Annotated in this window: 15 protein-coding genes and 2 tRNA genes; 6 read left to right on the forward strand and 11 right to left on the reverse strand. The window is 45.9% G+C overall.

Annotation, left to right across the window (positions count from 1 at the left end; genetic code table 11):
* The first annotated feature begins 73 nt into the window (after window positions 1-73).
* Window positions 74-1,195, forward strand: a complete 1,122-nt coding sequence (locus KJS52_RS11865) for a coiled-coil domain-containing protein (protein ID WP_213515305.1) — start codon at window positions 74-76, stop codon at window positions 1,193-1,195.
* A 95-nt stretch (window positions 1,196-1,290) separates the two neighbouring features.
* Here KJS52_RS11865 and KJS52_RS11870 read toward each other — a convergent pair whose 3' ends face one another.
* Complete coding sequence (locus tag KJS52_RS11870) at window positions 1,291-2,652, reverse strand: type 2 periplasmic-binding domain-containing protein (protein ID WP_213515307.1); 1,362 nt, start codon at window positions 2,650-2,652, stop codon at window positions 1,291-1,293.
* Window positions 2,653-2,849: 197 nt separating this feature from the next.
* A complete protein-coding gene (locus KJS52_RS11875) occupies window positions 2,850-4,187 on the reverse strand; it encodes a PhoH family protein (protein ID WP_213515309.1) in 1,338 nt (445 codons plus the stop codon).
* 99 nt (window positions 4,188-4,286) lie between these two features.
* On the opposite strand from KJS52_RS11875, the gene KJS52_RS11880 reads away from it, so the two are divergent.
* Window positions 4,287-4,874 (forward strand): YhcN/YlaJ family sporulation lipoprotein, encoded by a 588-nt coding sequence (locus tag KJS52_RS11880; protein WP_213515311.1) that lies wholly within the window; start codon window positions 4,287-4,289, stop codon window positions 4,872-4,874.
* 194 nt (window positions 4,875-5,068) lie between these two features.
* Here KJS52_RS11880 and KJS52_RS11885 read toward each other — a convergent pair whose 3' ends face one another.
* From KJS52_RS11885 to KJS52_RS11905, 5 genes are all read right to left on the reverse strand, one after another.
* On the reverse strand, window positions 5,069-6,172 hold the full coding sequence (locus KJS52_RS11885) for an LCP family protein (protein ID WP_213515313.1): 1,104 nt from the start codon (window positions 6,170-6,172) through the stop codon (window positions 5,069-5,071).
* Between the two features lie 67 nt (window positions 6,173-6,239).
* On the reverse strand, window positions 6,240-6,527 hold the full coding sequence (locus tag KJS52_RS11890) for a YlaH-like family protein (protein ID WP_213515315.1): 288 nt from the start codon (window positions 6,525-6,527) through the stop codon (window positions 6,240-6,242).
* 67 nt (window positions 6,528-6,594) lie between these two features.
* Window positions 6,595-8,436 carry a translational GTPase TypA gene (gene typA, locus KJS52_RS11895; protein ID WP_213515317.1) on the reverse strand — a complete coding sequence of 614 codons (1,842 nt, stop codon included), beginning with the start codon at window positions 8,434-8,436 and terminating at the stop codon, window positions 6,595-6,597.
* A gap of 33 nt (window positions 8,437-8,469) precedes the next feature.
* A complete protein-coding gene (locus KJS52_RS11900; RefSeq protein ID WP_213515318.1) occupies window positions 8,470-8,949 on the reverse strand; it encodes a hypothetical protein in 480 nt (159 codons plus the stop codon).
* Between the two features lie 169 nt (window positions 8,950-9,118).
* A complete protein-coding gene (locus KJS52_RS11905) occupies window positions 9,119-9,784 on the reverse strand; it encodes a TerC family protein (RefSeq protein ID WP_213515320.1) in 666 nt (221 codons plus the stop codon).
* An 818-nt stretch (window positions 9,785-10,602) separates the two neighbouring features.
* Between KJS52_RS11905 and KJS52_RS11910 the strand changes: the two genes are divergently transcribed.
* Window positions 10,603-11,304 carry a TerC family protein gene (locus KJS52_RS11910; protein WP_213515322.1) on the forward strand — a complete coding sequence of 234 codons (702 nt, stop codon included), beginning with the start codon at window positions 10,603-10,605 and terminating at the stop codon, window positions 11,302-11,304.
* Window positions 11,305-11,881: 577 nt separating this feature from the next.
* Here KJS52_RS11910 and thiI read toward each other — a convergent pair.
* From thiI to KJS52_RS11925, 3 genes are all read right to left on the reverse strand, one after another.
* Entirely contained in the window at window positions 11,882-13,102 is a 1,221-nt protein-coding gene (thiI, locus tag KJS52_RS11915) for a tRNA uracil 4-sulfurtransferase ThiI (protein ID WP_213515324.1), read from the reverse strand.
* Complete coding sequence (locus tag KJS52_RS11920; RefSeq protein ID WP_213515325.1) at window positions 13,099-14,250, reverse strand: cysteine desulfurase family protein; 1,152 nt, start codon at window positions 14,248-14,250, stop codon at window positions 13,099-13,101. The genes thiI and KJS52_RS11920 overlap by 4 nt, the downstream gene beginning before the upstream one ends.
* 117 nt (window positions 14,251-14,367) lie before the next feature.
* Window positions 14,368-15,090, reverse strand: a complete 723-nt coding sequence (locus KJS52_RS11925; protein WP_246563470.1) for a lytic transglycosylase domain-containing protein — start codon at window positions 15,088-15,090, stop codon at window positions 14,368-14,370.
* A 375-nt stretch (window positions 15,091-15,465) separates the two neighbouring features.
* Between KJS52_RS11925 and KJS52_RS11930 the strand changes: the two genes are divergently transcribed.
* The 3 genes from KJS52_RS11930 to KJS52_RS11940 all read left to right on the forward strand — a co-directional run bounded on the left by KJS52_RS11930 (window position 15,466) and on the right by KJS52_RS11940 (window position 17,164).
* Window positions 15,466-16,758, forward strand: coding sequence for a hemolysin family protein (locus tag KJS52_RS11930; protein ID WP_246563473.1), 1,293 nt, complete (start codon window positions 15,466-15,468; stop codon window positions 16,756-16,758).
* Window positions 16,759-16,990: 232 nt separating this feature from the next.
* Window positions 16,991-17,066: transfer RNA gene (locus tag KJS52_RS11935), tRNA-Thr, on the forward strand.
* A 22-nt stretch (window positions 17,067-17,088) separates the two neighbouring features.
* A tRNA-Thr gene (locus KJS52_RS11940) sits at window positions 17,089-17,164 on the forward strand.
* Window positions 17,165-17,259: 95 nt separating this feature from the next.
* On the opposite strand, the gene KJS52_RS27715 is transcribed toward KJS52_RS11940, so the two are convergent.
* Window positions 17,260-17,394, reverse strand: coding sequence for a hypothetical protein (locus KJS52_RS27715; protein WP_281425591.1), 135 nt, complete (start codon window positions 17,392-17,394; stop codon window positions 17,260-17,262).
* Window positions 17,395-17,470 lie beyond the last annotated feature (76 nt).

Below are 17,470 nucleotides of genomic sequence, written 5' to 3' on the forward strand. Positions count from 1 at the left end.
GTTTGCATTCTGTCCGATTTAGATATATTAGAAATGGCCGATGCATACAATGGAGTAAGGGGGGAAGGGCGCTTTGAATGTATTAATTAGACAACCTAAGCTAGCTGTCTGTCTTTTTGCCATCCTCTCGCTTCTGCTCGTTGCCCATTCAACAGCTATTGCTGAGCCTGCAACTGAACCAACTGCCCCGCTGCTCGAGCAGCAGGATGAGGAGCTGCAGCAAATTTTGCAATCCAGCCTGTCGCTGGTCGAAATTGATAAAGAAATCGAGCGCATTCAAGCCAGACTGCAAACGCTGCAGGAGCAGCTTATTGACACAGAGCTGCTTCTGTATGAGCGGGAAGTAGACATTGAGCAGAAACGAACACAGGCGGGCAAAGTGCTGGCCGCTTATTATAAAGGAGAAAGAAGCGGAATCTATCTAAGCTTGCTGAAGGCGGACTCCTTCGAGCAGTTTTTGCTTTCACTGGAGCTGATTGAATATATACTGCGCAAGGATCGCGAACTACTTACCTCTTATATCGAGCAATACGAAGACTTGCGAAGCATGTACGAGCAGCATGCTGTCGAGCAGGAGCAGCTGCAGGCGATGGAGCAGCAGCTGCAGCGTCAGCGCGAGCGCGTGCTTCAGCTTGAGCAGCAAATAGACGAGCAGCTGAGTAACCGTACCGACGCTGAACGGGTTGCATTATTGATCGAGCAGCTAACCGAATTTTGGCAAAAGGAAGGCATCGAGCAAGTAAAAACGTACTTTAATGCACTGGCTCGGGCTATGAACGAGCTGCCGGCATGGCTGCAAAAAAACAAGGAATACATAAGCAATAAAGGATTTAATTATACGATCACGCTGCCGCAGGACGCGCTCAATGAATACCTGCGAGACTACGACCCGATGTTCGAGGCCTTTGCCTTTCAGTTTGCTGACGGGCAGATAACGGCTAAGGGAGAAAATGAGCAGCTTGCAATAGAAATTACCGGACATTACGATGTTGTCGATGAGCCTTCAAACTTTATTCGCTTCACAATAGACGAGCTGCTGTTCAACGGTTTTTCACTGCCAGATACAACCCGGCAGGAGCTGGAGCAGCAATTCGACCTTAATTTTTATCCTGGTGCAATATTAAAGCTGCTTCGTGCAACAGCAGTAGAGGTAAACGATGGGCAGCTGCAGATCAAGCTGAAGCTTGCCCTGTAATGCGCCAAATCAACTCGGAGCATATTGCAATCTAAAAAGCAGCACCTTTATGTCCGTACAGCGATAATAGCTGCATAAGGCAAAGGGAGCTGCTTTTATTGTTGAAATATACCGAGCTTTTGCTCAATGGTAGATGCTTTTTTCCATTGCTGCTGAAGCTGCTCATAGCGAATGACCCACTTGGGATCGACTTCAAAAAGCTGTCTGTTAAGCAGCTTTTGCTGCAGCTGGGTACCAAGCTTAATTTGTACGGAATCACTGCTGTAAGCCGAGTATTGCTTGCGATGGATAATCGTATCCTGAGGCTGAAAGCGATTAACGACTTCTAGCCATTGCATTGCAGCTTCAGCCTTCACCCCGGCGGAGGTGCTTGCGCTGAGCATAAAGCTTTTGCCGTTCATCCACGGCAGCGGTGCAATCAGCAGCTTCTGCTCATAGTTTTGTTCGATCAAGGCGCGCTGTGAAAAATAATTTTTTGCCGTTGTCAAATAGAGAAACGGCCGCTGAGCGGCACTCTCACTTTCACTAAGCTTTAGTGACGGCTCGATGTTTGCCGTATGCTCCGTTAAGTAGTGCAGCATCTCAAGCTGCTGCTCGCTCAGCTCGGCTAATTTCATCGGCTCATCGTTGGCATTATGCCATAACGCCAGCCATACGAGCGCACTTGTAAGCTGTTCAGGATCTATATTCAGCAACGGGCCCGCAAAATCATCAGCCTGCTCATAGCGTTCCAGCCACTGCTTAAAGCTCCAGTTCAACAAATAACTGGCTTGATTGGCCTCGCTCTCCGAGCTGTCGCCAGAGTTTGCTTCATTCGCCGCTCCATTAGCCTCGCTGCTTGACTCCTGCTGCTGTCCAGTGCTGTTTTGTGCCTGCTGCGGCGGATCGGTTGCAGCAGGTTCACCGTCTTCAAGCATTGCTGCAGCCTGCTGATGCACAAAAAGCAGGTACGGGTTCGTTTCATAAGGCACAGCCCAAATATAGCCATTCCATTTCAAAGCATCGACAATACCTGGCAATTGGTCGCTCAGCACATCGTTGTTCATCAATCGATCAACAGGCTGGTACAGCCCCTGGATCGCGAGCGGAACAACCCACTCATTTTGCACGAGCTGAATGTCTCCAAGCTCTCCCAGCCTCGCTCGTGTTTCCCAGTCCTCGTAGCTAAGTCCTTCTTCGAAGTAGTTTGTTATGCGCACATCAAGCTGCGGATAGCTTTCATGGACTTGCTCAGCCAAGCTTATAAGCTCATCATATTGCTGCGCATCAAGATTCACCGCTACCTCGAGCTTGACATTCTGTACAGGCTCCTCCTCAGGCACAACGACCACGGCCGGCTCATCTTTATACAAATCAGACACATAGGTCCAATCAAGTTCATCTGTTAAAAATAGAAAAGCAACAGCTACTAGTAAAATTGAACCAACGATAAATGGAATCGTTTTTCTAGTAAACACAGCTCGTCTCCTTTTCGCATCGGATATTACTAGTATAACATAACTATTGATAATGTATATCGCTTACATACCAAACTAGACTTTTATAGTAAATTTATCCCATAACCTCCACCTATAAGATTAAAACAGAAAGCCATCCTTTGACCTATTTTCAAGGATGACTTTCTGCTTATTTGTATTTCGAGTGCACGATGAGCTTATAATAAATCCGCTGCCAGCTGCGCCAGCTTGGAGCGCTCGCCTTTCTCCAGCGCAATATGGCCGCTTAAGCTTTCCTGCTTAAAGCGCTCGACCAAATACGTAAGCCCGTTGCTTAGTGAATCCAGATAAGGATGATCGATTTGCTCCGGATCTCCGACAAGTACAATTTTGCTGCCTTCTCCGACTCGCGAAACTATCGTTTTAATTTCGTGACTTGTTAAATTTTGCGCTTCGTCAATAATAATAAACTGCCCAGGAATCGATCTGCCGCGAATATAGGTTAATGCTTCCACATGAATGCTGCCTAAGCCCATCAATATTTTTTCAATGTCGCCTGATTTTTTAGTATCGAACAAAAACTCCAAATTATCATAAATCGGCTGCATCCAAGGCCTTAGCTTCTCCTCCTTCTCGCCAGGCAAATAGCCGATATCCTTGCCCATCGGCACAACCGGCCGGGCAATCAGCAGCTTCTTGTATTTATGCTCATCCTCTACCTTTAATAGCCCCGCGGCAAGTGCCAGCAGCGTTTTTCCTGTTCCTGCTTTGCCGGTCAACGTCACAAGCGGAATTTCATCATTCATTAGCAGCTCAAGCGCCATCCGCTGCTGTGCGTTGCGCGCTGTTATTCCCCAGATTGGATCATTACTCAAATAAAGCGGCTCCAGCCTCGTGCCAGCAGCATTAACCTTTAACAGCGCCGACTTGGTCGTGCCCATCTCGTCCTTCAAAATGACGAACTCATGCGGATTCAACACATGCTTCAGCCCGAGATTGTTTATTAGCAGATAGCGAAAGGTGTAAAATTCATCAATAATAGCAGGATGCACATAGAGTGTAAAAAAGCCGCTATATCGTTCATCCTTGTTGAGATGCGGATCTGCTACATAATCTCTCGCTGCAAGGCCCAGCACATCCGCTTTAATTCGCATCAGCACGTCCTTGCTGACCAACACAACCTGCTTGCGCTTGGTCTCCTCGACCTGCTGCTGCTCCGATTGATAATTCATGGCTACCGCAATGATTCGATGGTCATTCGTAATTTCGCCGAACAGATTTTGCACCTGAGCAAAATTACGATGATTCAGCTCAACCCGAATCGTTCCACCGCTCGGCAGCTCAATGCCGCTGTGCAGCTGTCCGCCCTCCTTGATTTTATCCAATAAACGGGAAATTGATCTGGCATTGCGCCCCAGCTCATCTGCAAGGCGCTTCTTGGAATCAATTTCTTCCAAAACAATCGCAGGTATGACCACTTCATCCTTAGGGAACGCAAAAATTGCTTGCGGGTCATGCAGCAGCACATTTGTATCAAGGACTATAATTTGGCTCATTGAGCTCCCTCCTCATTCAACGTCATTGTACATAGAAAGCTGCAGCTAAGCGCACACTACATTGGGCAATAAGTATGTTGATAACGCGAGGTGAATCATATGAAAAAGGAACTAGTTGTATTAGCGCTGATGCTCGTATCGTTAGCTGGCTGTAACTCGCAGGCAACCCCACCTTCCAACAACAATAATAATTCGATGCAAACGCAGCAAGTTAAGCCTCGAGCCGTAGCTGACAATCAAGAGGAGGCTGCCCTTCACCTGGAGAATCTCGCCAAAGGCATTGAAGGCGTTGAGGACGCCCATGTCGTGGTGATTGGCAATACCGCTATCGTCGGGATTAATGTAGACCCCAAGCTTGAACGATCCCGTGTAGGAACGATTAAGTATTCTGTTTCTGAAGCATTCAGAAAAGATCCGTACGGCGTACACGCAATTGTCACCGCCGATGTTGATTTGGGTGAGCGTATTGCCGAAATTGGCGACGATATACGAGCTGGTCGTCCGGTTCAAGGCTTTATTGAAGAGCTGGCAGATATTGTTGGCCGCATCGTGCCGCAAATACCGACAGATTTAATGCCGGGAGCTAATGACAATCAAATTGAAGCGACCAACAAAAACGATGAAGGAAAGTATCATACTCCAGAGCAAATGATCGAAGAGCATGAGCAAAAGCTGAAAGGTGAATAAGCGTTCGGCAAGCATTACTGCTGCTTAAATAGCGTTAGGAAAAACACAAAAAGCCTAGTCGCTTGTACTAGGCTTTACTTGTAAGCTAAACTTGCTTTTCGCAACCTTTCCTACACCGTACATCGCTTTGCCTCCTCACATTGTTCATGACGACGGATGCTTAACTACTACAGTATATGATAGGTTTCGTTTACTCATTCTGATATTATCGATTGCAATAATTGCTGTGCTTCAGCTAATGATTGCGCATCAGCTTCAACATAAGGGTTTGACCATTTTCCTTGCAGGGTCATAAATGTAATATTATCCATATTGATATTGTAATAGGTTGTTAGCAAGCGAGTAATTTCCTCACTCGGCATATCGGTATGCACGTCTTCACTAACCTCTTCGATCACATTGCCGATTTTCGTAACTCCGCCAAGCGACATCATCTTTTTCAAGATTGCATTGATGACGACTGTTTGCCGCGTATTGCGCTCGAAATCGCTGGATGCATTAGGGTTATCCTTGCTTTGGCGGAAGCGGACAAAGTCCAAAGTTTGCTTGCCGTCAAGCGGCTGCAATCCCGGATGCAAATCAATATTGGTGCCATCATGCGAATCGGTCCAGCGCATGCGCATATCAACATCGACTTCAATGCCGCCAAGCACGTCTACAACATCCATAAAGCCTTGGAAATTAACCGAAACGGCATACTGGAACGGTACGCCATAAAACTCACCTAATAGCTGCTTCATGCCATCCTTAGCTTGTCGCATTGCTTCATTCTTATCGGCGCCATTTTTTTGCGCAGCAGTATAAAAATTGGCATAAAATGCATTGACCTTGCGCGTGCGATCCTGATAGTTTATCTTTGTATCGCGCGGCATCGCGATAACAGCGCCTTTTTTAGTCGTTGGATTAAGCGCTGCAACCATAATAACATCGGTATTCAAGCCACCGCCGCCTTTGCGCTGGTCAATGCCTAGCAAGACCATTGTAACCGGCTTTGCCTTAACCGAATCTTTTACAGGAATGGTTACTTTACCGCCACCATCATCTACGTTATTAGCGATACTAATGTCTTTTAGCGCTTCATTGCCCTTTATTACTATGTATGCGCCATAGCCTACTACAACCAATAGCGCAAATATGATAATAAATAAAAATGCTTTAAGGACAGGGCGCTTCTTTTTTTTCTTTGAACCTTTAGTTGCTACTCGACTTGCTGTTACTTGTTGATTATTTTGATTTGTTTGCGGCTTATTGCTAGCCATTTTCTCACCTTCTCTTTCCCCATCTGCTACAATCAGCACGAAAAGAAAAAGCAGCACCGTTATGCTTAATTGGTGCTGCCAATCCTTCGCATCAGATTAGAACGGTTTAATCAGCCGTGGTTGATTTGTTTTTCCATTTATCATAAATTTGGCGAGCGCGGAGCATTACCATCATCACTATGGCAACCGCCATACATTGGATAATTGGCAGCTTGTCGATTTGCAAAACAAGCAAAATCGCCGAGCCAACAATCATCGTCAAATACATAAAAATCGCCTTCAACAACGGCAGCTTCACCTGCTGCGGCCGAAACACATTTTGGAATATAAAGAAGGTCATTCCGAGAATGAGCAGATATGAAACGAGCGGGTGATCACTTAACCAAGCTTGCATTGTTACGCCTCCCCAAAGCTATTAGAGCATATTCAAAAAGCTTGTTGCGCTTTTTGAACTCGCACTCTTAGGAATTGGCTTGCGCCATTTTGCGATGCTTTTCAGCACGCTCACGTTCACTCTTATTCAAAATCTTTTTACGAAGACGCACAGATTTAGGCGTAATCTCGCAGTATTCATCATCATTACAATACTCGAGCGCCTGCTCTAGCGAGAACAATACCGGTGTTTTCAGCTTTACGGTATCATCCTTGCCTGCTGAACGAACATTCGACAACTGCTTTTCCTTGCAAATGTTGACGATAATGTCGTTGTCGCGGTTGTGCTCGCCTACGATCATGCCTTCATATACTTCAGTGCCCGGCTCAAGGAACAGGATGCCGCGATCCTCTACGCTAAGCATGCCGTAAAATGTGCTGACGCCATTTTCACTGCTCACAAGAACGCCTTGGTGACGACCTCCAACCGTATTCGGAACATAAGGACCGTAGCTGTCGAACGCGTGGTTCATGACGCCATAACCGCGAGTCAACGTCAAGAACATCGTGCGATAACCGATCAAGCCGCGTGCCGGGATAATAAATTCCAATCTTACTTGTCCATTGCCTTCGTTAACCATATTGACCATTTCCGCTTTACGCGTGCCGAGCGACTCCATAACCGCGCCCATGCTTTCCTCAGGCACATCGATAAGCAAGCGCTCATACGGCTCGCATTTCTCGCCATCGATTTCCCTGACAATAACCTCAGGCTTGGATACTTGCAGCTCATAGCCTTCACGACGCATATTTTCGATCAATATACTTAAGTGAAGCTCACCGCGGCCCGACACGACAAATGCGTCCGGAGATTCCGTTTCCTCAACGCGCAACGCTACATCCGTTTCCAGCTCCTTGAACAAACGCTCACGCAGCTTGCGCGAGGTTACCCATTTGCCCTCGCGACCAGCGAATGGCGAGTTGTTCACCAAAAACGTCATTTGCAGCGTAGGCTCGTCAATTTGCAAGACAGGAAGCGGCTCAGGATTAGCCGGATCTGCTATCGTTTCGCCAATATTAATTTCTTTAATACCAGCGATCGCAACGATATCGCCCGCACCTGCTTCTTCGATCTCAAGACGCTTTAGCCCCTGGAAGCCAAACAGCTTTTCAATTCTCGCTTGTTTGACAGTTCCTTCACGATTAATAACCGCGATAGCCTGGCCCTGCTTAATGATCCCGCGATTAACGCGGCCAATCGCAATACGTCCCAAATACTCATTATAATCCAGCAACGTAACTAAAAACTGCAATGGTAATTCCGTGCTCTCTTTAGGAGACGGAATATGTTCGACAATTGTTTCATATAGCGCCAACATATTTTCATCCTGTTTTTCCGGATCAAGGCTGGAAGTACCCATTAATGCCGAAGCATACACGACTGGGAACTCCAATTGCTCGTCATTCGCGCCAAGCTCGATAAACAGGTCAAGCACTTCATCAATAACCTCTAGCGGACGAGCGTTAGGGCGATCGATTTTATTTACAACGACGATAGGCGTCAGGTTCGATTCAAGCGCCTTGCGCAGTACAAACTTTGTTTGCGGCATGCAGCCTTCAAATGCATCTACAACAAGCAATACGCCATCGACCATTTTCATAATACGCTCTACCTCACCGCCAAAATCGGCGTGCCCTGGCGTATCAACGATATTAATCAGATAGTCCTTATAGTTAATTGCTGTGTTTTTGGCGAGAATCGTAATGCCACGCTCGCGTTCAATGTCATTGGAGTCCATCGCTCTTTCCTGAACTGCTTCATGCTCTTTAAATGTTCCCGACTGCTGCAGCAGTTTGTCGACCAGTGTTGTTTTGCCATGGTCAACGTGTGCGATAATTGCGATATTGCGTAATAATTCTCTAGCCTTCATTAAATGCTTCCACTCCATCTTTTCAATTTATGTTTACCAACGTCTGCGTGATCCGTACATCAAATAAAGGCCTGCCAGTACACATAGCAGTGCTACAACATAAATGCCCCAGCCCCACGTTGCGATTAATAACAGACAAATAAGAGATGCCGCACCAAGACCAATGGCAATTGTTTTTATATAACGCTGTTTCGGCGATCCGAATAAATGATATTCGAACAAACCAACGGCAACGCCAAAAATAAACAGCGGCCAAAGATAGCGCAAACTGTCCCATCCGAGAAAACTACAAAAAATAAACAATACTGCATATACAACCAACATACCGGCTGGAACCAATGTTATTGCTGGAAGCACTCTGCCAAAGTAAAGCACATGAATTAAAATGCCAGGTATCAATACCAGTATTGGCCAGAACATCATACCTAGTAAACTAAATAATCCAGCTTTGCCTAACAAAATTATAACACCAACAATTAACAATAAAATCCCAGCGGAATATTTGTTTATCATCCCAGCATTCCGCTCCTTACTACCTTTATTCAAAATTCGATCTTTATTAGTTTAACGGAATTGTAACAAAAAAACTAGGCTTCTAATCAGGTTTGCACAAAAAAACATATTCCTATGCTAGTGAAAGACAGGAATATGCTCTAAAAGTCAATCTTCTTCAAGTCACCATTTATCGGTGCTGCAGGCGCTGCTTCATAATTGCAGCAATAATAACGAGCGGAATGCACATAAGCGGTATGATCGTAAGATCCTCACCCATTTTGTACAAAATCATCGATTGCAGCCCTTGATCCTTAATAATCATCTCCCCCGCAGCAAAGGCAAGACAGGCCGCGCCAACATAGCTGAGAAAAGCAAATCGTTTTAGCAGCTTGTCAAGCAGCTTGCTTCCCCAAATGATCATTGGAATGCTGAGCACAATTCCGAGCATAATAAGAATAAGATCGCCTTTGGCAACTGCTGCAATAGCCAGAACATTATCCAGACTCATAACAAGATCAGCGGTAATGATCGTACCTATTGCACTCATGAGCGATACCGATTTGACCGCAGGCGTTGCATGATCTGTTCCTTGCAAATCAACGAGCAGCTTCATCGCGATATAGAGCAGCACCAAACCACCAGCTGCTTGTAAAAATGGGATATTAAGCAGCGGCAAGGCGATTGCAACTAGCATACAGCGCAGCAGCACCGCAGCCAACGTTCCCCACCAGATGACAGCATTGCGGTGCTTGGCAGGAAGCTGATTGCTTACCATTGCAATAATAATGGCATTGTCTCCACTTAATAACAAATTAATTAACATAATTTGAACAAAAATAATGAGGCTGTCCAAAGCTTCCCCTCCTACAAGTAGCAATTATTCGGCTTCTGCTAGTGAGTGTGTTCAAAAAGCTGGGCTTTCAGGACCAAGAAGCTTGGACGCTAGTAGTAAACGAGGAGCGCAGCGTAGAGCTATAGCTACGTGAGCACCTCAAATGTTTTCGCAGAAAACATACTTCGAAAGCATAAGTCTTTCGCTAGCGTTCAAGCTTCGCCGTCGAATCCGCTACAGCGCGATCGCATCGTCATCAAAGTCCAGCTTTTTGAACTTCCTCTTTAAGTGAGTGTTCAAAAAGCTGGGCTTTCAGGACCAAGAAGCTTGGACGCTAGTAGTAAACGAGGAGCGCAGCGTAGAGCTATAGCTACGTGAGCACCGCAGTTTACGCTAGCGTCCAAGATTCGCCGTCGAATCCACTACAGAGAAGCTGCATCGTCATCAAAGTCCAGCTTTTTGAACTTCCTATTCAAATAAAGGTTCAAAAAGCTCGGCTTTCAGGACCAAGAAGATGGCACGCTAGTAGAAAGCGAGGAGCGCAGCGTAGGCACTTGCTACGTGAGCACCGCAGTTTTCGCTAGCGTGACATATTCGCCGTCGACTAAGCTACAACGCGATCGCTTCGTCATCAAAGTCGAGCTTTTTGAACTTCCTCTAATAGGGGTATGAGCAAGCTTGGCCATTTATGATGACAGCCTATAAAATTTCACTTCACGTCTGACACTTTTTGGTGTAAGCTTCTTTATGGACAATTTATTATAGCTTTGGCTAACCACATACTTTTCCTGCAGGAAGTATAGGCAATGAAGCCAGAATATTTAAGGAGGAACCGACTCATGGATATCACTTCAGCAGAATGGTGGCTTTCGTTGCTGAACATTATCTTTATTGATCTTGTGCTTGCTGGCGATAACGCAATCGTCATCGCACTAGCTGCTCGCAACCTGCCAGCTGATAAACAAAAAAAAGCAATTATTTGGGGAACAGTCGGGGCCATTACGATACGAATTTTAGCTACGCTGTTAGTTGTAAGGCTGCTCGATTTGCCGTGGCTGCATCTTGCTGGCGGCCTTCTGCTAATATGGATTGCCTTCAAGCTGCTTGTCCAAGAGGATCAGCATGATGATATTAAAGCCGGAACAACATTATGGCAGGCGATTCGCACCATCATCATTGCCGACGCCGCAATGGGCATTGACAACGTCATCGCAGTAGCTGGTGCAGCCAGCGGCCATATGATGCTTGTCGTCATCGGCTTGATCATTAGTGTGCCGGTTGTCGTATGGGGCAGTACGCTTTTCATAAAACTGGTGAACCGATTCAACTGGATTCTTTATATAGGTGGAGCCGTACTGGCCTTCACAGCTGCTAAAATGATTACGGGCGAAAAAGCCAAGGTGCTGGACCTTAAATCATTTTTTGAAAGTCATAATACCTTGTATTGGATTTTCATTATCATCGTAATTGCGCTCGTGCTGGTAAGCGGCTATGTCGTAAACAAGCGCAAGCAAGAAAAACAATCACACGCAGCATCATAATGAACTCCAAGCTCTTAGCAACTGCATGACCGAGCTTCAAGTCATACTATGCTAAACTTCAACCCAATATACTTAAGAAACTCTGCAAATACAAAAGCACCTATCGCTTACAACTGCCTGGTTACCAGCAGCAGTTGAAGCAATAGGTGCTTTTTGGGCTAAAAGTATGTGAAAGTAAACTCGGGATTGTCTGCAATTCTCTAAGCAAGCGTAAAGAAAAGGTATAAAGAATCTGAGTAACGCTAAATGATCGGATTAGCGTCGCTGGAAATTCTAATGAATATTCATAACCTTAAGAACAGCAAACAGCCTCAACTACAGTGAAAACCGCCAAATAAGACGCTGTACATTCATTAGAGTAGAGAAAACGACTTTAATCACAAATAACGTTATCCAGATTCATTAGCGACAGCTGGGCTTTCAGGACCAAGAAGCTTGGACGCTAGTAGAAAACGAGGAGCGCAGCGTAGGCAATAAGCTACGTGAGCACCGCAGTTTTCGCTAGCGTTCAAGATTCGACGCCGACTAAGCTACAACGCAAAACCGCATCATCAAAGTCCAGCTTTTTAACTTCCACTTAAAACCAGTTTTCTTCATCTTGTGAAGCTTCATTATTATTCTCATTAAAGCTTAGCAGAATTGTTTCCGTGTTCTCCACTGCCTGCTTAATAAGCAGATCATAATCCTCCATGCTATGCTCCACACGCTCGACGACACGCAAATTTGGATTGGTGCTTGGCGATTTCGGCAAAAACAATGTACAGCAATCCTCAAACGGCAAAATTGAAGTTTCGTACGTGTCGATTTGGCGTGCAATTTCAATAATTTCCTGCTTGTCCATCGTAATAAGCGGCTTGATCATCGGCAGCGTTGCGACGCGACCGATTACGTTCATGCTGGACAAGGTTTGGCTGGCAACCTGACCAAGGCTTTCCCCTGTTACGATACCGTTCGCTTTCACTTGCTCGGCCAGCAGTTCGGTAATGCGCAGCATAGCACGGCGCATTAGCGTAATCGTTAAGTTCTCCTGATTGCCGTGAGCAATCTTCGTCTGAATATCTGTAAACGGCACAAGGTGCAGACGAATCGGCACACCAGCATAATAGGAAAGACGGCGCGTCAACGTTTTTACTTTGTCTGTTGCCTGCTCGCTTGTAAATGGATAGCTGTGAAAATGCACGGCCTCAAGCTCCAAGCCTTTGCGCAAAGCGAGCCAGCCTGCAACAGGACTGTCGATACCGCCGGACAGCAGCAGCATCGCCTTACCGCTTGTTGCATATGGAAAGCCGCCAGCTGCAGGGATCGTCTCCCAATACAAATGAGTAGCTTCCTCATGAATATCAAGCTTTAGCTCAAGCTCGGGATGATGCACATCTACTCGCAATTCAGGATAGCGCGGCAAAATATGACCGCCAACGAGATGATTCATCTCATGTGAGCCATGCGGGAAGCCTTTCCAGGCGCGCTTCGCATTAACTTTAAAGGTTGCTGGCTGCTTCTTAAGGGAAGCCATAATGTCGAGAGCCGCAGCTTGAATCGCTTCAAGCTCCGACGGCACCGAAATAACCGGGCTAACGGAAACGATGCCAAACAAATCCTTCAAGCGATCTATAACAGGCTGATGAGGCGCGCCGTTAAGCAGCACATGCATGCGGCCATAGGTGCGCCAGTAGGTCACCTCAGGAAACGGCTTCATCGCCCGTTTTACAGATTTCAGCATTTTATCTTCAAATACTTTGCGATTGCGCCCTTTCATCGTCAGGTCGCCATATCGCAGTACGATACGATCATAATTCAATGTCTACTTCCCCTCTCAAGCGGTTTAAGTGATGCCACAATTTGCTGCAGAGCGAGCACCAGCTGATCAACATCCTGCTTCGTGTGCTCCTCGCCAAAGCTGATGCGAATGCCTCCCGCCGCTTCCTCGCGTGTTGCACCAATCGCCAGCAGCACACGGCTCGGCTTGTCGTCCTTGGATGAGCAGGCTGAACGCGTAGAAGCTAATATCCCTTTTTGCTCCAGCATATGAATGATCACTTCCGGCTTCATTCCCGGATACGAAAAATGAACGATAAAAGGCGATTGCGGAGCTCCTCCATTCAGCTTTAGCTCAGCAATTTCGGCCAGCCTAGTCTTTAAATAAGCGGCCAGCTGCTCCACCTGCGCCGCAAGCTGCGGCTGCTTCGTGATTGCCAGGCGCAGCGCCTTGGCACTTGCAACAATCGCAGCAATATTTTCTGTGCCTGCCCGCAGATCGAATTCCTGCGAGCCGCCAGCCTGCTGAGCAGCAAGCGGCAAGCCGTTGCGTACATAGAGGAAGCCAACACCGCGCGGTCCCCGCAGCTTATGAGCTGAGCCGCTGAGCAAATCAATGCCCCAGCCTTCAATATCAATTGGCAGCTTGCCGATGCTTTGTACGGCATCGACATGGAACTTCAGCTTTGGATATGACTTTAACAGCTCGCCAATTTCGGCAATTGGCTGAATGGTTCCAAGCTCGTTGTTCACATGCATAATGCTGACCAGAATCGTATGATCGCGAATGGCCGACTTGACGTCTTCAAGCTGAACATGGCCTTCTCGGCTTACTGGAAGCTCGGTTATGTCAAAGCCTTCCTCTTTCAGCTGCTGCATCACCTCGTAAACCGACGCATGCTCAATGCTGCTGGTTATGATATGATTGCCGCGTGAGCGCAATGCTCTCGCAACTCCTTTAATCGCCAAATTATTTGACTCGGTCCCGCCAGATGTAAAAATCCAGCGTCCCTGCTTTGTATTCATAAGCTGACCAAGCTGTTCTCTTGCCTTTTCCAATAATCTGGCTGCCGCTACGCCGCCGCCATGCAGTGAAGATGGATTGGCATAGTGCTTGGTCATCACTTCCATCATCGTACGTACGACATCCTCATGCGGAGGCGTTGAGGCACAATGGTCAAAATAAAGCATCATCTATTCCTTCTTCCGTGCAGTTTCAATATACAACGTACAATATACAACAAAAACGGGAGCTGCGAAACCCCCACTCAAGCACCTTAACGTGGAAGCCGCATTCCCGTTTTCTTATTATGCCATAGCGGCATGAACTTTACTAATATAGCGCTGTGTTTCATCAGGCAGTGTGTGCAGCTTTTCCAGCAGCTGCTGCTCATTTGCAATACCAAGCCTGTCCACTCTTCCTGGACCGGCGTTATAGGCTGCAAGCGCAACACTGACATGACCATTATATTTTTTCAGCAGCATCGCCAAATAGCGAGTGCCTCCATCTATATTTTGCACCGGATCAAATGAGTCCATTACGCCAAGCCCTCTCGCAGTACCATCCATAAGCTGCATTAATCCTTTTGCTCCCGCTGGAGAAACGGCGTTCGGATTGAAGTTTGACTCCGTCTGGATAACGGCTTGAATCAAATCAGCGCTAACACCGTACTTATTGGCAGCTGCTTCAATAATTGCATCAAAGCTGCTGTTGACCGAGCTGCTCGTTAGCAAAGCTGAGCCTGCTTCTGCTGCCGCGATGCCGCTGTATACAGGGCTCGCTTCGAACTCTCCATAGCGCTGCACATAGCTGATGCCTTTCCCGGCTGCCTGCAATTGTCCCCATATTGGCTGCTGTTCGCCTTGCACGCCTTCCGCCAGCCTGGGGTCCCAAACTTTTATGTCAGCCTGGCCTTGCAGCACATGCTCAAACGTTGACTGATTACGACTGGCTGTTTTTTTCCCCGTGTAATAATCAAGCTGCGACCTTAACTGCTGAAGATTAGCTGCTTTCATCGCATTTGCATCCATCTGATTTCCTCCACTCATGCGTTGCTATTACAATTTATATCGAAAAATCCGGTATTTTTTTAAAGAGCAAAATGAGTCAAACATAGTATACCATATTTTAGCTTACGTATAGTAAAATAAAATCAACAGTAAAATTTAACCAATAATTGCGCAAATTAAAGATAATGAGCGAAAACCGGATGCTATACGGGTAAAATACCGCTGTTTGCTCCTTTATTTCGCCTTTTCACGCCCTTTACACCTTAATTACGCGGATTCACAAGCTTTCTTAAGTTGATAGGGAACTGTTTTATTCGCTATAGTATACAATAAGGAATAAAATTTAAAGATAAAGGATAGTGAAGATTAGAAATGGACATAGGTCTGAAGTTATTCATGATTGCTTTATTAATTTTTTTAACTGGATTTTTCGTTGCAGCCGAGTTTGCAATCGTTCGGGTTCGCTCAAGTCGAATTGATCAACTGGTGCTAGAAGGAAAAAAAGGAGTCTTTTCAGTTCAAAAAATTACAAGTAATCTGGATGCTTACTTATCCGCCTGTCAGCTCGGTATCACTTGTACCGCATTAGGTCTTGGTTTTCTTGGTGAGCCTACCGTCGAAGCGATTTTAACACCAGTATTCCATGATCTTGGTATGCCAACAAGTCTGAGCCATCCATTATCGATCGGTATCGCATTTATTGTCATTACCTTTTTGCATGTCGTTGTCGGCGAGCTTGCCCCGAAAACATGGGCCATTCAAAAAGCGGAGCAAATATCCTTCCTGATTGCACGACCGCTTATTTTATTTTACAAGGTGTTGTTTCCGTTTATCTGGACTTTAAACGGCTCAGCCAATGCACTTGTCAGAATGTTCGGATTAAAGCCTGCCAAGGAGCATGAGGAAGCGCATTCGGAAGAAGAAATTCAAATCATTTTGAATGAAAGCTATCAGAGTGGAAAAATCAACAACACGGAATATGGCTATGTAAGCCGCATCTTTGCCTTCGACGAGCTGCTGGCAAAAGAAATTATGGTGCCCCGCACCGATATGGTTTGCCTGTACACCAATAACTCCTTGGAAAAAAATCTCGAGATTATTCGCAAGGAGCAGTACACCCGCTTCCCGGTTGCGATGGAAAGCAAGGACAACATCGTCGGGATGATTAATACGAAGCAATTGTTTCTTGAGTACAATAAGGGTGATTTTGATCTTAAGTCACTGATCCATCCTGTATTGAGCGTATCAGAGGTTACTCCAGTCAAAACGCTGCTTAAGCGGATGCAGCTGGAAAGGGTGCATATTGCAATCCTAGTCGATGAATACGGCGGAACTTCAGGTCTTATCACGATAGAAGATATTATAGAAGAAATCGTTGGTGAAATTCGCGACGAATTTGACACTGACGAGCGTAAGGAAATTGAGCTGCTGGATGAAAATTGTTATTTGCTGGACGGCAAGGTTCTGCTTAATGAGCTGCATGCTCTAACCGGTGTTTCCTTCGAGGAAGAGGAAGTTGAAACGATTGGCGGCTGGATTTACAGCAACCTGCAGGAGCCAAAGCCAGGCAAAAAGCTGGAATATGAGCACTTAACGTTTATCGTACGCGAAACGAGCAAAAACCGCATTCGTAAAATTGAGATGCAAATTAATGAGCGAACAGAAGCGACAAGTGAAGAAACTGCCTAATGAAGGCATATTGCAATCATATTAAATCATATTGAAATCATGTTAGCTATGCATACCATGCTATAAAAAGCTGGGTGTGCATAGCTTTTTTATAAGCGGAGGAGCAAAATAGTAGAGCTATTTGAATATGCAGTTTGTATTAAATTTTCGGAAAATTTAATCTTTGCAAAGAGGTCTTGATTTCTTTTATTTTCTATGTGATAATACCTTTTGTGTTCGACGAATTTGTTGTGCCGCTTTAGCTCAATTGGTAGAGCAACTGACTTGTAATCAGTAGGTTGGGGGTTCAAGTCCTCTAGGCGGCACCATTCGCAAACTACATATCGCTGCGCCGCTTTAGCTCAATTGGTAGAGCAACTGACTTGTAATCAGTAGGTTGGGGGTTCAAGTCCTCTAGGCGGCACCATTTACGACGAATGCTTCTTCTGCCGCTGGCGAAGAAGTTTTTTTGCATCTTGACCACCAGTGAGACAAATAAAAAACTGCCGCGCAAAGCGACAGTTAGTGAATTTCTTCTTTATCCGTTTCATCCCATTTTTTAGAATAGGCCTTTTTCGTAACCCAAAGCGTGATCCAGGTAATTAGGGCTATAATGACAATACTAAAAAACCAAACTGAACCCGGTACATCAGCCATTGCTCCCCCTCCTTTCTCATCTACTGTCAGTGTACACGAAATCGCCAACGAAATTATATGGAAATTTGAACAATTT

Origin of the sequence: Paenibacillus montaniterrae, from assembly GCF_018403185.1 — a bacterium.
Taxonomy (GTDB): domain Bacteria; phylum Bacillota; class Bacilli; order Paenibacillales; family Paenibacillaceae; genus Pristimantibacillus; species Pristimantibacillus montaniterrae.

Excerpts from the sequence above, each read along its gene's own strand:
- KJS52_RS11890 (WP_213515315.1), bottom strand. The coding sequence starts at position 6,527 with ATGCAAGCTTGGTTAAGTGATCACCCGCTCGTTTCATATCTGCTCATT.
- KJS52_RS11920 (WP_213515325.1), bottom strand. The coding sequence starts at position 14,250 with ATGCTTTATTTTGACCATTGTGCCTCAACGCCTCCGCATGAGGATGTC.
- KJS52_RS11880 (WP_213515311.1), top strand. The coding sequence starts at position 4,287 with ATGAAAAAGGAACTAGTTGTATTAGCGCTGATGCTCGTATCGTTAGCT.
- KJS52_RS11910 (WP_213515322.1), top strand. The coding sequence starts at position 10,603 with ATGGATATCACTTCAGCAGAATGGTGGCTTTCGTTGCTGAACATTATC.
- KJS52_RS11875 (WP_213515309.1), bottom strand. The coding sequence starts at position 4,187 with ATGAGCCAAATTATAGTCCTTGATACAAATGTGCTGCTGCATGACCCG.
- KJS52_RS11930 (WP_246563473.1), top strand. The coding sequence starts at position 15,466 with ATGATTGCTTTATTAATTTTTTTAACTGGATTTTTCGTTGCAGCCGAG.
- KJS52_RS11925 (WP_246563470.1), bottom strand. The coding sequence starts at position 15,090 with ATGGATGCAAATGCGATGAAAGCAGCTAATCTTCAGCAGTTAAGGTCG.
- KJS52_RS27715 (WP_281425591.1), bottom strand. The coding sequence starts at position 17,394 with ATGGCTGATGTACCGGGTTCAGTTTGGTTTTTTAGTATTGTCATTATA.
- typA (WP_213515317.1), bottom strand. The coding sequence starts at position 8,436 with ATGAAGGCTAGAGAATTATTACGCAATATCGCAATTATCGCACACGTT.
- KJS52_RS11900 (WP_213515318.1), bottom strand. The coding sequence starts at position 8,949 with ATGATAAACAAATATTCCGCTGGGATTTTATTGTTAATTGTTGGTGTT.